Source organism: Nocardia sp. NPDC046763 (assembly GCF_040645495.1).
GTDB lineage: Bacteria > Actinomycetota > Actinomycetes > Mycobacteriales > Mycobacteriaceae > Nocardia.
In genome coordinates this window covers 1-13,101 of record NZ_JBEYYI010000045.1, presented here as the reverse complement: position 1 = coordinate 13,101, position 13,101 = coordinate 1, and the positions used below count along the sequence as shown (strand labels likewise).

Below are 13,101 nucleotides of genomic sequence, written 5' to 3'. Positions count from 1 at the left end.
GCGCAGCCTCCTTACGACTTCCCAGCATAGCGCCGGGTACCGACACCCATGGCCCCTTGAACGGTGTTCAAGTATGCTTCCGAGCTGTGACTGCCGATCCCCTGAGCTGGCTCGACGCGCGCGCTGCCGAGCGCGTGGACGCCGGGCTGCGCCGTGAGCTGCGCCCCCGCACCTCCGACACGGTGACCATCGACCTGGCCTCCAACGACTATCTCGGGCTGGTGCGCCACCCCGAGGTGATCGAGGGCGCCGTCGCCTCGGTGCGGTACTGGGGCGCCGGCGCGACCGGCTCGCGCCTGGTCACCGGGACCACCGCCGAGCACGAAAAGCTCGAGACCGAGCTCGCCGAATTCGTCGGCGCGGAGGCCGGATTGGTGTTCGCCTCCGGCTACGCCGCCAACCTGGGCGCGGTTACCGCGCTGGCCGGTCGTGGCGCACTGGTGGTTTCGGACGCGGGCAGCCACGCCTCGCTGGTCGACGCCTGCCGGCTGTCGCGGGCGCGGGTGGAGATCGCGCCGCACTGCGACCCGGCGGCCGTGGACCGCCTGCTGTCCGAGCGCACCGAGGAACGGGCACTGGTCTTGACGGATTCGGTGTTCAGCGCCGACGGGGATCTCGCGCCGCTGACCGAACTGCACCGGGTGACCCGGGCCAATGGCGCGGTGCTCATCGTGGACGAGGCGCACGGCCTGGGGGTGCGCGGCGATGGCGGCCGCGGCCTGGTGCAGGAGTGCGGGCTGGCCGGCGAGCCCGACCTGGTGATCACCGCGACCCTCTCCAAAGCCTTTGCCGCCCAGGGCGGCGCGGTGCTGGCCAGCGAACGGGTGCGCGCCCACCTCATCGACGCCGCCCGCACCTTCATCTTCGACACCGGCCTGGCGCCCGCCGCCGTCGGCGCGGCCCGCGCGGCCCTGCAGCTGTTGCGCCGCGACCCGGAGATGGCCCAGCGGGTGCTCGACCGCGCCGCCGATCTGGCCCGCATCGCCGGTGTCGGCCAACCGGATTCGGCTGTCGTCCCGGTCATCCTCGGCGATGCCCAGGTCGCCTACGACGCCGCCCAGGCCTGCCGCGCCCGCGGCCTCAGCGTCGGCTGCTTCCGCCCGCCGTCGGTCCCCGAGGGCACCTCCCGCCTGCGCCTGACCGCCCGCGCCGACCTCACCGAGGCCGAGCTGGCCACCATCGCAACCGTTCTCGGCGAGGTCCTCGCCGAAGCCCGTGGGCGGCAGGTGGTCCCGGCATGAGCCGCCTCCTGCTCATCACCGGCACCTCCACCGACGTCGGCAAGACCATCGTCACCGCGGCCCTGGCGGCGACCGCCCGTGCCGCAGGTCTGGACGTCGCCGTCTGCAAACCGGCCCAAACCGGCGTGGCCCCCGGCGAATCCGGCGACCTCGCCGAGATCACCCGGTTGAGCGGGGTCACCCGCACCCTCGAACTGGCCCGCTACCCGGAGCCCCTGGCCCCCGATACCGCCGCCCGGCGCTGCGGCCAACCGCTGCTGACCCTGTCCGAGACCATCGCCGGCATCGAGTCCTGCGCGGACGCGGACCTCGTCCTGGTCGAGGGCGCCGGCGGCCTGCTGGTCCGCATCGGCGACTTCACCCTCCTCGACCTGGCCCAGAAACTCAGCGCCCCGGTACTCCTGGTAGCAGCCCCCGGCCTCGGCACCCTCAACCACAGCGAACTGACCACCCGAGCCCTGGCCGCCGCCGGCGTACCCTGCACCGGCCTCGTCATCGGATCCTGGCCCGCCACCCCCGATCTCGCCTCCGAGTGCAACCGCACCGACCTCCCCGCCGTAACCGGCGTCGACGTGGTCGGCTCCATCCCCTCCGGCGCCGGCTCCTGGCCCTCCCCCGATTTCACCACCGCCGCCCCCACCTGGTTCGACCCGACCTGGACCGCCGGCCACCTCCTGACCCGTGCCCAGCAATCGCCGGGGTGGGTCGGTGCCTCGTAGCACCGGTTGCGGGCTTTGCCGACAGTGACGCGAGTTCCGAGGAACTGGTCTGTCGACGCCCGGTAGCGTCGAACGTCCGAAACCCGGCAGTTGCCGAGGTGTCGTGTACTTCTGAAGATGCGTCATTTGTCAGCTGCGTCATTTGTCGCAGGAGCCGCCCGGGCGCCTCATGAATTCCTAACAGGCGGTTCGGCAGGCTGGCGGCATGGATGAGCCCGGGGTTGCACATGTGCTGCGGCGCACTACGTTCGGACCGTTTCCCGGGCAGGTGGAGTCGTTGGCGGGGCGCGGGGCCGAGGGCGTCGTCGATGCGGTGCTCGGTGCGAGACCGATACAGATTGCGATGCCGGTATTCGACGAGGAGGCCGATGCCGCTTCGGATGGGCCGGTCGGTGCGTGGCTGCGGGCGATGGTGGATCCGGCGGCCGGGGTGCACGAGAAGATGGTGTGGTTCTGGCACGGGCATTTCACGTCGAGTCATGACAAGGTCGACACCTGGGACCTGATGTGGCGGCAGCATCTGTTGTTCCGGAAATTCGCGCTGGGGAATTTCCGGGAGCTGGCGCAGGCGGTGACGGTGGACGGGGCCATGCTGCAATGGCTCGACGGTGCCGGATCGGTTGCACAGGCGCCCAATGAGAATCATGGGCGGGAGCTCATGGAGTTGTTCACCCTCGGGCGGGGGAGCTACACGCAGCGGGATGTGAGGGCCGCGGCGGTCGCATTGTCCGGGTGGAGTGTCGACGACCACGGGTCGGTGGCATTCGATCCGGAATCCGGGAACCAGCGGGCCGTGGAACTGCTGGGACGACAGGTGACCACGGTCCGAGATGCCGTCGACGTGCTGTGCGATCGGCCCGAGTGCGCGCGGTTCATCGCCGCGAAACTGCACCATTTCCTGGTCGGCCGGATCGCCTCGGAGCAGCGGCTGACCGAGCTGGCTGCCGTTTTCACGCAGGCGCGCTTGGAGATTCGGCCCCTGGTGGCGGCGATCCTGCACGATCCGTCGTTCACTGAGGCGCGGTACGCGCGCCCGCGCTATCCGGTCGAATGGGTCACCGCCACCCTGGCCGTGTGCGGGATCGACAATGCGGCAACCGCTTTCGAGACCATGACCGCGCTCGGCCAATCGCCGTTCTATCCGCCGAATGTGGCGGGCTGGCCGCCGGGGAATCGGTGGGTCGCGCCGGGTACGGCCGTCGCACGAGCGGCACTGGCGGTGAACGCGCCCGCGCTGACCGAGATCGCGGGGGCCGGCGACCCGGTCGCGGCCGCGTTCACCCGCGCCTCGATCTACGACCCGAGCCCCGGAACCCGCACCGCCGCCCGCGATCTGGCGTTCGAACTGCGCCGGAACCCGGAACAGACCGCGACGGCCCTGCTGGCCCTGGTCATCACCTCGCCCGAATTCACGCTGGCATGAACCGGAAGGACTTTTCCATGGTCTCGTTGAATCGGCGCACCGTGCTGCGGGCGGGTATCGGCGCCGGGGCGGTGGCCGCGGTCGGCGCGGTGGCGGGCCATCGGCTGCTCGGCTCGTCAGGCTCGCCGGAGGTCTGGAATCCGCCCGCGCCGATACGGGCGGCGGCGCTCGCCAAGCGGCGGCTGGTGGTGATCGAAATGGCCGGGGGCAGTGACGGATTGTCGATGGCCGTGCCCTACGCCGACTCCCGCTATCACGACCTGCGGCGCGGAACCGCGATCGCCGCCGAGCACGTGCACGCCATCGATGGCGCGCTCGGCTTGCATCCGCAGCTGAAAGAACTTGCCGCCGCGGGCGTCTCGGTGATTCCGGGCGTGGGCACCGCCAAACCCGATCTGTCGCATTTCGAGATGCTGCACCGCTGGGAGACCGGCGATCCCGAGGGCACTGCCCGGCCGGACACCGGATTCCTCGGGCGGCTCTGCGACCACCTCGGCGACCCGGCCGCACCGGCGGTGGGTGTGTCGCTGGGCATCGGCGCGACACCGGCGCTCGCCTGCGAACGGGTCACCACACTGTCCGTGGATGCCGGAAACGACGGCCTGTTCCCGGTTTTCGAGGACGAGAACATCCGCGCCGCCTGGCTGGCCGCCCAGCGGGCCATGGCGCACCCGGACCGCGCGGACGCGCCGCTCTTCGCCACCGCCCGGGCGGGCAGCGCGGCCGCGCTGCGGTTCTCGGATGTGGCGGCCACCCTTCCGGCGGCCGCGGACGGCTATCCGGGCAGTGACCTGGGTGTCCAATTACGTTTGGCCGCACGGCTGCTCGCCGACGACAACCACGGCCTGCGCATCGTGCACGTCCCCATGGGCGCGGACTTCGACACCCACTCGAAGCATTCGCGCCGCTACGAGATTCTGATGCGGGAGCTGGACGCGGGGCTCGCCGCCTTCCGCCGGGACCTGGCTGCCCGTGGCATCGCCGATCGCGTGCTCGTCGCCGCGTACAGCGAATTCGGCCGCCGTGTCCCGGTGAACGACTCGGACGGCCTCGATCACGGCGCGGCCGGGACCGCCTTGCTGCTCGGGCCCACCCACCCCGGCGTCTTCGGGGAGACACCGTCGCTGCGCACCCTCGACGCGGACGGCAATCTGCACGCCACGGTCGATATGACCGAGTTCTACGCCACCCTCGCCGAGAGCTGGTTCGGCGTCCCGGCCGGGGACGTCCTGCCCGGTTCCCCGCGTCCGCTGCCCGGGGTCGTGGCCGCGTGACCGGTACGGATGCTGTAATTGCGCAGGTGCGGGTACTCGTGTGTGAGGACGACAGGAATCTGGGCGACGAGGTCGCGGCCGGGCTGCGCGCGGCCGGTTTCGCGGTGGACCTGGCCCGCGATTACGCCGACGCCGACCTGAAGATCACCGTCAACACCTACGACTGCCTGGTCGTCGACCGCGGCCTGCCCGACGGCGACGGCCTCGACCTGGTGCGTGCCCATCGGGACTCCGGGCAGCGCACCCCGGTCGTCATGCTCACCGCCCGCGACGCCCTCGCCGACCGGCTCGACGGCTTCGCCCAGGGCGCCGACGACTATGTCGTCAAACCGTTCGCCATGGACGAACTGGCCGCCCGCGTGGGCGCGTTGTGCCGGCGCCGGGAGCTGCCCGCACCCACCCGCACGGTCGTCGGCACCCTCGTGGTGGACCGGCCGCGCCGCCGTGTCCACCGCGCGGGCACGCTGCTCACCTTGACTCCGAAGGAGTTCGGCGTCCTGGAGCTGCTCGCGGTGCGCGCCGGAACCGTCGTGACCCGCGCCGAACTCATCGAATGCTGCTGGGACGAAATGGCCGAACCCGCCTCCAATGTCGTCGATGTCGTGGTCGCCCAGCTGCGTCGCAAGCTCGGCTCCCCGCCCCTCATCGAAACCGTCCGCGGTGCCGGTTTCACTGTCACGCCGTGAAGATCCGGCGGCGCATGACGGTCCGTGGCCATCCCGGCAACGCGGGTACGCGACCGGACGCCGATCCCGGTGTGGCCGACCATGATTCGGCACGAGGCGGGCTCGCCCGCCGGCGGTGGAGCAGGCCCGGGCCACGACCGACCACACTGGGTCGGCTACGGCGCACGCGATGGCTGCTGACCGCGCTGTTCACCGCGCTGACCGCTGTCTGCCTGATCGTGCTCGCGTCCCTCGCGGCCTCCATCGATGGGCATTCGCGGGAGAAGGCCCTGGACGCGGGCGTCGACCGGGTGGTGACCGGGCTGGCGCGCGAGGTGTACTGGAACGAGGACGGCAGTGTCGATCTGGAGACCGTGCGCGGCGACGACGATCTGGCGAGCGGCCCCAGCGCCGTCGCGATTCTGGTCCGCGATCAGAACGGCCGATGGCAGGAACTGTTCGTGCACAGGCGATCCGGGCTGCCCGCGGACCTGACCGGACTCGCGCAGCGGGCTGCCGATGCCGAGGACACCCAGTGGCACAGCCGCACCGACCGCGATGGCAATCCGGTGCGACTGGCGGCGGCCCCGGCCTGGGACAACGACTCGACGGTCGGCGCCGTCGTTTTCGCGGGCGGCGACCCGGCGCCGGGGGAGAGCGACCACCGCAGCCTGGTCGTGGCCCTGTGGGGCGGCGGGCTGACCCTGGTGGCCCTGGCCGCCCTGGCCGGACACCTGTTGTCCGGGGTGAGCATGCGCCCGGCGGTGCGCATGCTCGACCAGCAGGAGCGCTTCCTGTCCGAGGCCTCGCACGAATTGCGCACGCCCCTGGCCACTTTGCGGCTCTACCTGGATGCGGCGCTGCGTGATCCGGCCGACGCCCGGCGCGCGGTCACCGACGCCCGCGCGCTCACCGACCGCATGGGACGGATGGTGGCCGGGCTGCTGGCCCGCACCCGCGCCGAAACCGGTGTGGGCGAACTGGATCGGCAGCGCCTGCACCTGGACCAGCTGGTGGAGGGTGTGGTCGCGGAATGCGGCGGGGACGTCACCCTCACCGCGGAACCCACTGCGGTGCGGGCTGATCCGGATCTGCTGGCCCTGGCGGTCCGCAATCTCATCGACAATGCCCTGGTACACGGCGGCACGCCCGTGGAGGTGCGGGTGGCGGCGGGGCAGGTGCTCGTGCGCGATCACGGGCCCGGCCTGGATCCCGCGCTCACCGATCCCTTCCGGCGTGGCGCGGTCGGGGCGCGCGGGCATCACGGTATCGGCCTGTCGCTGGTGCGGTGGGTGGCGACCGTCCATTCCGGTTCGGTGACCCTGGCTCCGGCGCCGGGCGGCGGCACCCTGGCCACGCTGGCCCTGCCGGTCGCGCCCGAGGACGTGCCGGACGGCTCGGCAGAGTTGTCGTGATCTTCATCACATCGGGCGTAGGGTGGCGCGGTGCCTTCCACTCGAGTCGAGAAGTTCGTCGGTGCCCCGCGTCCGAATGTCTTCCGGGCGCTCCTGGATGTGCATTCGGTGCGCACGTGGATGGTTCCCGACGGCATGACCAGTCGCATCCATGAGTTCGATCCCCGCGTCGGCGGGCGGATCCGTATCTCGCTGACCTACGACCTGCACACCCGCGCCGGAAAGACGACCTCGCACACCGACACCTTCCACGGTGTGTTCGCCCGGATCGTGCCCGATCGCGAGGTGGTGCAGACCCTCGAATTCGAAACGGACGACCCGGATCTGCGTGGCGAGATGACGGTGACCTACACCCTCGACGACGTCCCGGGCGGGACCCGCGTGACCGCGTACCACGAGAACCTGCCGCCGGGACTCTCGCCCGACGAGAACGAGATCGGCTTCCGCACGGCCCTGGCCAAACTCGCCGAGCACACCGAGCAGGTCGCCGAGGACTGACACCGCCCGCCCTCGAAATCCACTGACACCGCCCGCGAAATCGCCCTCGATCCATCGGCATTGCGCGGCGATGGCCGCCGCTCATCGAGATGGCCTGTGCGCTACCAGGAGATGACCGTCAGAACAAGCCTGGATGACCAGCCGGAAATTCGTACAGTTGATTGGTATGGCGCTGCCGGGTTTTCCGAATCCGTCCGCCGCCGCCGACTATGACGATCGGCGGCGTCGCGCGCGCCTGCGCACGACCCGCTCGGGCGTCGGCTGGGTCCGGTGGCGGCGGACCCGGCTGCTGGTCCTGCGGCTGAGCCTGGTGCCGCTGGTGGCGCTGGGCGCCTTCGCCGAATACATGGGTTTGGACGTGCTGCCGGAGCAGGCGCGACTGGCACGCACCGAACCCGCGGTGCTGCCCATCGCGGGCCCGTCGGATCCGCAGGCCGGCGACACCGCCGTCTTCGATCTGGTCGGGCTGGGTGTCCTCGACGCCAGTGACACCGCCCGGGCGCTGCCGTCACTGCGGCGGCTGGGATCGGTGTGGGCGGTGCGCTACGACAACGACGGTATCGACACCAAGGTCATCTCGGATCTGATCGTGAAGGTCACCGACGCGGCCAAGGTGCCGAACGTGGTGCTGACCGGGCACAGCATGGGCGGGGTCATCGCACTGGAGATCGCGAAGCACCTGCATCAGGACAGCAGGAAGCGGGTGCGGGCGGTGATCCTGGACTGCACGCCGGTGGATCTGAACGCGGTCCGCCCCGAGAGCCGCGACCAGGGCGAGGAAATGCTGCGCTGGATGGGCTGGGTGCCCGGTGCGCGGGAGAGCCGGCTGCTGCGGCTGATCGTGGAAACCTATGCCCGCCATGAGAGTTTCGTCGGCGGACGCTATGTGATCCGCGGCGACGAGTTCCGCGAGGCGGTCAAGAACGTTCTGCGCGACAAGATCCTGAACACCAATGCCGCCAGCAACGGCCTGATCGAGGCCCAGTTCAAGGCCATTGTGGCCGGCGGCGCGGTCGACGATCTGCGGGCGCTGTCCAAACCCGCTGCGGGCAAACCGCGTCCGGCCATCGTGTTCATCCGGCCGCACAACCCGTACGACGATCCGATCGTGGATGTGGAGTACTCGCACAAGGTGCTCATCGACCAGGTGGGCGGTGTGAACGGGACGCTGCTGGTGGTGACCACGCGAACCACCGGGCACGCCAACCCGATCGAGCGGCCGCAGGAGTACAACACGGTCATCGAGCAGCAGGTGGTGCCGTTCGTGCGGCAGGTGCAGGCCGACGAGGTGGTGGAGGCCTCGGTCGGACGCTGACCCGATCGGCGCGCGGGATCGCCGCGGTCAGCGCACCGGGTGGTCGCCCGCCGGGCGAATCCCCGAGGGCGGCACCGGATTCCAGCGTTCCAGCTGCGCGCGCACCTGTTCGGCGGCATCGATGCTCACGTGTCCGGCTGTGGCACGGTCTGCGCGGCAGGTGCGGAAGTGCACCGCGCACATACCGGAAAGCCACACTCGTAGCGGCGGCTTCAGCGGATCCGGGAACCCAGCAGGTGGCGGACGCCGCTGACGAACAACTGCAGCCCGAAGTCGAAACGGGCGGTGGCGTCGGGCATGTCGTAGAGCGGCGAGTTCTCCTCGGTCAGCGCGCCCGCGGAATCCATCTGGATGCGCGACTGCTCGTCCACCGTCTGACCGAGCACGTAGTACAGCAGCGTGTAGGCGGCGAGCTCGGCTTCCTCGCGCGTCATGCCCGCGCGAATCGCGGCGCTGGCCAGGCGTTCCCGGCCCTTGCTGGTGGTGAGGCGGGAAGCGTAAGTGGCCGAGACCAATTCGGCGCCGTCCCGATAGGCCAGCAGGCATTCGCGCAAGCGGTGCGCCAATTCGGTCATCTGCTTGGACCATTCGTCGGCCCCGACCGGTTCGTCCATGGGCGCGAGAATCCGGTCGGCGATCGCACCGAGCAGCGCCTGCTTGTTGGGGAAGTGCCAGTACAGCGCACCGGGCTGGACGTGCAGCGAGCCGGCCAGCCGGCGCATGGTCAGATCCGCCAGACCATACTGGTCGAGTATGGCGATGGCCCCGTCGACCACGTCCGTGCGATGGAGTTGCACTGAAAACCCGACCCTCTCGTGTTCCGGCTCACGTTCCGGACTGCTAGCCTACCCTGAACACCGTTCAAGTTGCTCGGCCACACCGGTCGGACGAAGGGATTCGCGCGGACATGACTCAGGCAGCCGTCACCACCGATGCTGTGACCACGGCAGGCGATGACATTCTCGCCATCGCCCGCGAGCAGGTGCTCGAGCGCGGCATCGGTCTGACCCAGGACCAGACCCTCGAGGTGCTGCGCCTCGGCGACGACCGGCTCGAGGAGCTGCTCGGCCTGGCGCACGACGTGCGCATGAAGTGGTGCGGGCCCGAGGTCGAGGTCGAGGGCATCATCTCGCTCAAGACCGGCGGCTGCCCGGAGGACTGCCACTTCTGTTCGCAGTCCGGCCTTTTCCAGTCCCCGGTGCGCGCCGCGTGGCTCGACATCCCGTCGCTGGTCGAGGCCGCCAAGCAGACCGCCAAGACCGGTGCCACCGAGTTCTGCATCGTGGCCGCGGTGCGCGGTCCGGACGAGCGGCTCATGGCGCAGGTCGCGGCGGGCGTCGAGGCCATTCGCAACGAGGTCGACATCCAGGTCGCCTGCTCGCTCGGCATGCTCAACCAGGAGCAGGTGGATCAGCTGGCCGCCATGGGCGTGCACCGCTACAACCACAACCTCGAGACCGCGCGCTCGCACTTCCCGAACGTGGTCACCACCCACACCTACGACGAGCGCTGGGACACCCTGCGGATGGTGCGCGAGGCGGGCATGGAGGTCTGCTCCGGCGGCATCCTCGGCATGGGCGAAACCCTGGAGCAGCGCGCCGAATTCGCCGCGCAGCTGGCCGAACTGGAGCCCGACGAGGTCCCGCTGAACTTCCTCAACCCGCGCCCGGGCACTCCCTTCGGCGACCTCGAGGTGCTGCCCGCCGCCGACGCCCTGCGCGCCGTCGCCGCCTTCCGTCTGGCCCTCCCGCGCACCATCCTGCGCTTCGCGGGCGGCCGTGAGATCACCCTCGGCGACCTGGGCGCCAAGCAGGGCATCCTCGGCGGCATCAACGCCGTCATCGTCGGCAACTACCTGACCACTCTGGGCCGTCCCGCCGAGGCCGACATCGATCTGCTCGGCGAGCTCAAGATGCCGATCAAGGCGCTCAACGAAACCCTCTGAGACGAGCGGGCTATGGAAAACCGGTACCGTGGCGGTACGGTCTCTGCGGCCCGCTTTACAGTGCACTGCTATTGAGACACGAAGGATCCATCGAGGTGATCGTGGACATCGAGGAGCGCTACAACCCTTTCACGGGTAAGCGGATCGTGCCGGGTCTGGATGATCCGGTTCCAGCGGCCGCCGCTCTGGGCCTCGAGCCCCCGCGCTTCTGCGAACAGTGCGGCCGCCGCATGATCGTGCAGGTCAGCCCCGACGGCTGGTGGGCGAAATGCTCCCGCCACGGTGTTCTCGACTCCGCGAGGCTGGAACACCGCTAGTGGCAACCACACTCACCGCCGAGCCGGGCGGACTGCGCGTCGACGTACTGATGCGGGAAGTACGCGCGGCGGCGGTGGTGTGCACCGCCCTCGTCGCGGTGAGCGCCCTGGCCGGGGTGGTGTGGGCGTTCCTCGCTCCCACCGAGCAGCTGCTGGTGGTCGAAACGGATCGCGGCACCGCCCTCACCGGCGAGAGCATGCATCGTTTCGACGCCCTCGCTATTTTCGTGCTGATCGGCATCGTGCTCGGTGTCCTCGGCACGGCCGCGGCCTGGCGCTGGCGCCGGGTGCGGGGGCCCGTGCTGCTATCGGGCATTCTGCTCGGATCGCTGGGCGGCGCCTTCCTGATGAAGGTGGTGGGGGAGGCCATCGCCGAGCAGTTGCACACCCGCCCCCAGCATCCCGCCCTCCACTCCATCGTGGATTTCGCTCCCGCCGTGGAGGGTTGGGCCGCGCTGATCGCCCAGCCGCTGGTCGCGGCCGTGGTGGCGCTCCTGCTGACCGCCCTCAGCACCTCCGACGATCTCGGCAGCGGCCAGTTCCTCCCGTTCGGCGGCAGCCGCCCCGATCCGGCCGTGCTCGCCGGGTCCCAGTACGGTTCCGCCATCACCTACGGCCCGTACCCCGGCGGCGGGCAGGCTTCCGGCCCGCGAGATCCCGTGGTGCCCTTCGAAGTCCGGGGCCCCGTCCCCGAATCCGACACCACCGGCTGATCCCGCGCAATATTCGCTGGAGCTCCAGCGTTGTACCCCTTTACCGTGTTCGAGTTCACCGAACCGATCCACCCTGGGGGACCTGTGAAAACCACACCCGCCGACAGCGGCGCGCCCGCCCCGGCGGAACGCCCGGACCTGACCGCGTGGCGGCAACGCCACGAACTCCGCAGATCCAATGCGTCCCAGCCCATCCCGAGCGCCCGGCGTTACCAGCGCACCACCAAACACCGCAATCGCGACGCGGACCGCTGATTCGACGGATCCACGCCGAGAGACTGTCGGGCGGCCGGCTACGCATGGGCTCACCCCACCCGGCCGTTTCCGAAGGTGCGCTGGTAGTCCGCGATCACCAACCGGCCGATGGCTATACCGCCGTCGTTCGGGGGAACCTGGCGGTGGCCGTAGACCTCGAAGCCGTCGCGTTCGAGTATGGCGAGGTTGTTGACCGGCAGGAATTCGTTGAGGGACACGCCGCCGCACAGCACCACCTGCCGGATGCCGGTTTCGCGGGAGATTTCGCGGCACCGGCGGCGCACCATGGCGACCACGCCGGAATGGGCGGCGGCTGATCCGGGGAGCGGGACGCCGGTGTCGAGGTCCTCTGCGATCGCGCGATCACCGGTCTGAAGTCGACTTCGGTTGTGGTGTAGTGCAACTCGTATCCGTCGACCATGTCGAGGTCGCGGACCGAATTTCGGGCTCATCGAAAACGCCAGGCGGCGGCGCGCTGGTTACCCGCGAGTAGCTTAGCTCAAGTTATGATGCGGCGAGCGACGAACGACCTTGCGTTCCTTCGTAAGTGAAAGGTCACCGTATGAGCCCCCTGCAAATAACGCTGGGCATCATCTCCATACTGATCGGTGTCCCCGCGTGGGCCGGGTTCATATTGGCGATACGTCGGATGGTGCGCACCATCCGGCTGGGGCAGCCGGCCCCGGACCGATTCGGGCCGTTCCTGCCCCGATTCGCCACCGTGGTAAAGGAATTCGCCGCGCACAGCCGCATGGTGAAGTTCCGGACCGTCGGCTGGGCGCACTGGCTCGTGATGGTCGGCTTCCTGATCGGGTTCGTCACCGTCTTCCAGGCCCAGGGGCAGATCTTCAGCCCCACCTTCACCTGGCCGTGGATCGGTGACACCATCGTCTACCACCTCCTCGACGAGTTGCTGGGCCTGGGCACCATCGTCGGCGCGCTGGTGCTGATCGCCATCCGGCAGCTGAACCACCCGCGCCGCCCCGCGCGGCTCTCCCGGTTCTCCGGCTCCAACTTTCTCGCGGCCTACTTCGTCGAGGGCGTCGTGCTCGTCGAGGGCATCAGCATGGTCGGCGTGAAGGCACTGGTCATCAGCTACACCGGCGAGCACCATGCCGCAAGCGACTTCGTCAGTATGAACATCGCCAAGCTGCTGCCCGCGAGCGCTTCCGCGGTGTCGGTCTTCGCATTCTTCAAGCTGATGTCCGCGCTGGTGTGGGTGATAGTGGTCGGCCGCAATGTCACCTGGGGTGTGGCGTGGCATCGGTTCGCTGCGTTCCCGAACATCTATTTCAAGCGTGAGGATGACGGTGGTGTCGCT

General features: G+C 69.7%; 14 protein-coding genes and 1 pseudogene. 13 read left to right on the top strand and 2 right to left on the bottom strand.

Going from position 1 to position 13,101, the window contains the following annotated elements; genetic code table 11:
* The first annotated feature begins 86 nt into the window (after nucleotides 1-86).
* The 8 genes from ABZ909_RS41005 (at nucleotide 87) to ABZ909_RS40970 (ending at nucleotide 8,550) form a co-directional block, all read left to right on the top strand.
* Nucleotides 87-1,241 carry an 8-amino-7-oxononanoate synthase gene (locus ABZ909_RS41005; RefSeq protein WP_357011349.1) on the top strand — a complete coding sequence of 385 codons (1,155 nt, stop codon included), beginning with the start codon at nucleotides 87-89 and terminating at the stop codon, nucleotides 1,239-1,241.
* On the top strand, nucleotides 1,238-1,960 hold the full coding sequence (bioD, locus tag ABZ909_RS41000; protein WP_357011347.1) for a dethiobiotin synthase: 723 nt from the start codon (nucleotides 1,238-1,240) through the stop codon (nucleotides 1,958-1,960). The genes ABZ909_RS41005 and bioD overlap by 4 nt, the downstream gene beginning before the upstream one ends.
* Before the next feature lie 205 nt (nucleotides 1,961-2,165).
* On the top strand, nucleotides 2,166-3,383 hold the full coding sequence (locus tag ABZ909_RS40995) for a DUF1800 domain-containing protein (RefSeq protein ID WP_357011345.1): 1,218 nt from the start codon (nucleotides 2,166-2,168) through the stop codon (nucleotides 3,381-3,383).
* Nucleotides 3,384-3,400: 17 nt separating this feature from the next.
* Nucleotides 3,401-4,657 carry a DUF1501 domain-containing protein gene (locus tag ABZ909_RS40990; protein ID WP_357011343.1) on the top strand — a complete coding sequence of 419 codons (1,257 nt, stop codon included), beginning with the start codon at nucleotides 3,401-3,403 and terminating at the stop codon, nucleotides 4,655-4,657.
* A gap of 26 nt (nucleotides 4,658-4,683) precedes the next feature.
* Nucleotides 4,684-5,343 carry a response regulator transcription factor gene (locus ABZ909_RS40985; protein ID WP_357011342.1) on the top strand — a complete coding sequence of 220 codons (660 nt, stop codon included), beginning with the start codon at nucleotides 4,684-4,686 and terminating at the stop codon, nucleotides 5,341-5,343.
* A complete protein-coding gene (locus ABZ909_RS40980) occupies nucleotides 5,340-6,737 on the top strand; it encodes a HAMP domain-containing sensor histidine kinase (RefSeq protein ID WP_357011340.1) in 1,398 nt (465 codons plus the stop codon). Before ABZ909_RS40985 ends, ABZ909_RS40980 begins: the two co-directional genes overlap by 4 nt.
* Before the next feature lie 30 nt (nucleotides 6,738-6,767).
* Nucleotides 6,768-7,235 (top strand): SRPBCC domain-containing protein, encoded by a 468-nt coding sequence (locus ABZ909_RS40975; RefSeq protein WP_357011338.1) that lies wholly within the window; start codon nucleotides 6,768-6,770, stop codon nucleotides 7,233-7,235.
* Nucleotides 7,236-7,401: 166 nt separating this feature from the next.
* Nucleotides 7,402-8,550, top strand: coding sequence for an alpha/beta hydrolase (locus ABZ909_RS40970; protein WP_357011337.1), 1,149 nt, complete (start codon nucleotides 7,402-7,404; stop codon nucleotides 8,548-8,550).
* Between the two features lie 212 nt (nucleotides 8,551-8,762).
* On the opposite strand, the gene ABZ909_RS40965 is transcribed toward ABZ909_RS40970, so the two are convergent.
* Complete coding sequence (locus ABZ909_RS40965; protein ID WP_357011335.1) at nucleotides 8,763-9,347, bottom strand: TetR/AcrR family transcriptional regulator C-terminal domain-containing protein; 585 nt, start codon at nucleotides 9,345-9,347, stop codon at nucleotides 8,763-8,765.
* A 110-nt stretch (nucleotides 9,348-9,457) separates the two neighbouring features.
* Between ABZ909_RS40965 and bioB the strand changes: the two genes are divergently transcribed.
* The 4 genes from bioB to ABZ909_RS40945 all read left to right on the top strand — a co-directional run bounded on the left by bioB (nucleotide 9,458) and on the right by ABZ909_RS40945 (nucleotide 11,780).
* The gene (gene bioB, locus ABZ909_RS40960; protein WP_357011333.1) at nucleotides 9,458-10,495 is read left to right on the top strand and encodes a biotin synthase BioB; all 1,038 of its coding nucleotides are present in this window, start codon (nucleotides 9,458-9,460) and stop codon (nucleotides 10,493-10,495) included.
* 101 nt (nucleotides 10,496-10,596) lie between these two features.
* On the top strand, nucleotides 10,597-10,812 hold the full coding sequence (locus ABZ909_RS40955; protein WP_357011395.1) for a hypothetical protein: 216 nt from the start codon (nucleotides 10,597-10,599) through the stop codon (nucleotides 10,810-10,812).
* Nucleotides 10,812-11,525 (top strand): DUF2567 domain-containing protein, encoded by a 714-nt coding sequence (locus tag ABZ909_RS40950; RefSeq protein ID WP_357011331.1) that lies wholly within the window; start codon nucleotides 10,812-10,814, stop codon nucleotides 11,523-11,525. Before ABZ909_RS40955 ends, ABZ909_RS40950 begins: the two co-directional genes overlap by 1 nt.
* An 84-nt stretch (nucleotides 11,526-11,609) precedes the next feature.
* Nucleotides 11,610-11,780, top strand: a complete 171-nt coding sequence (locus ABZ909_RS40945) for a hypothetical protein (protein WP_357011329.1) — start codon at nucleotides 11,610-11,612, stop codon at nucleotides 11,778-11,780.
* Nucleotides 11,781-11,830: 50 nt separating this feature from the next.
* Here ABZ909_RS40945 and ABZ909_RS40940 read toward each other — a convergent pair whose 3' ends face one another.
* On the bottom strand, nucleotides 11,831-12,076 hold the full coding sequence (locus tag ABZ909_RS40940; protein ID WP_357011327.1) for a hypothetical protein: 246 nt from the start codon (nucleotides 12,074-12,076) through the stop codon (nucleotides 11,831-11,833).
* A 266-nt stretch (nucleotides 12,077-12,342) separates the two neighbouring features.
* On the opposite strand from ABZ909_RS40940, the pseudogene ABZ909_RS40935 reads away from it, so the two are divergent.
* A pseudogene (locus ABZ909_RS40935) lies at nucleotides 12,343-13,101 on the top strand (Fe-S oxidoreductase); the annotation flags it as partial.

Excerpts from the sequence above, each read along its gene's own strand:
- bioD (WP_357011347.1), top strand. The coding sequence starts at position 1,238 with ATGAGCCGCCTCCTGCTCATCACCGGCACCTCCACCGACGTCGGCAAG.
- ABZ909_RS40995 (WP_357011345.1), top strand. The coding sequence starts at position 2,166 with ATGGATGAGCCCGGGGTTGCACATGTGCTGCGGCGCACTACGTTCGGA.
- ABZ909_RS40990 (WP_357011343.1), top strand. The coding sequence starts at position 3,401 with ATGGTCTCGTTGAATCGGCGCACCGTGCTGCGGGCGGGTATCGGCGCC.
- ABZ909_RS40970 (WP_357011337.1), top strand. The coding sequence starts at position 7,402 with ATGGCGCTGCCGGGTTTTCCGAATCCGTCCGCCGCCGCCGACTATGAC.
- bioB (WP_357011333.1), top strand. The coding sequence starts at position 9,458 with ATGACTCAGGCAGCCGTCACCACCGATGCTGTGACCACGGCAGGCGAT.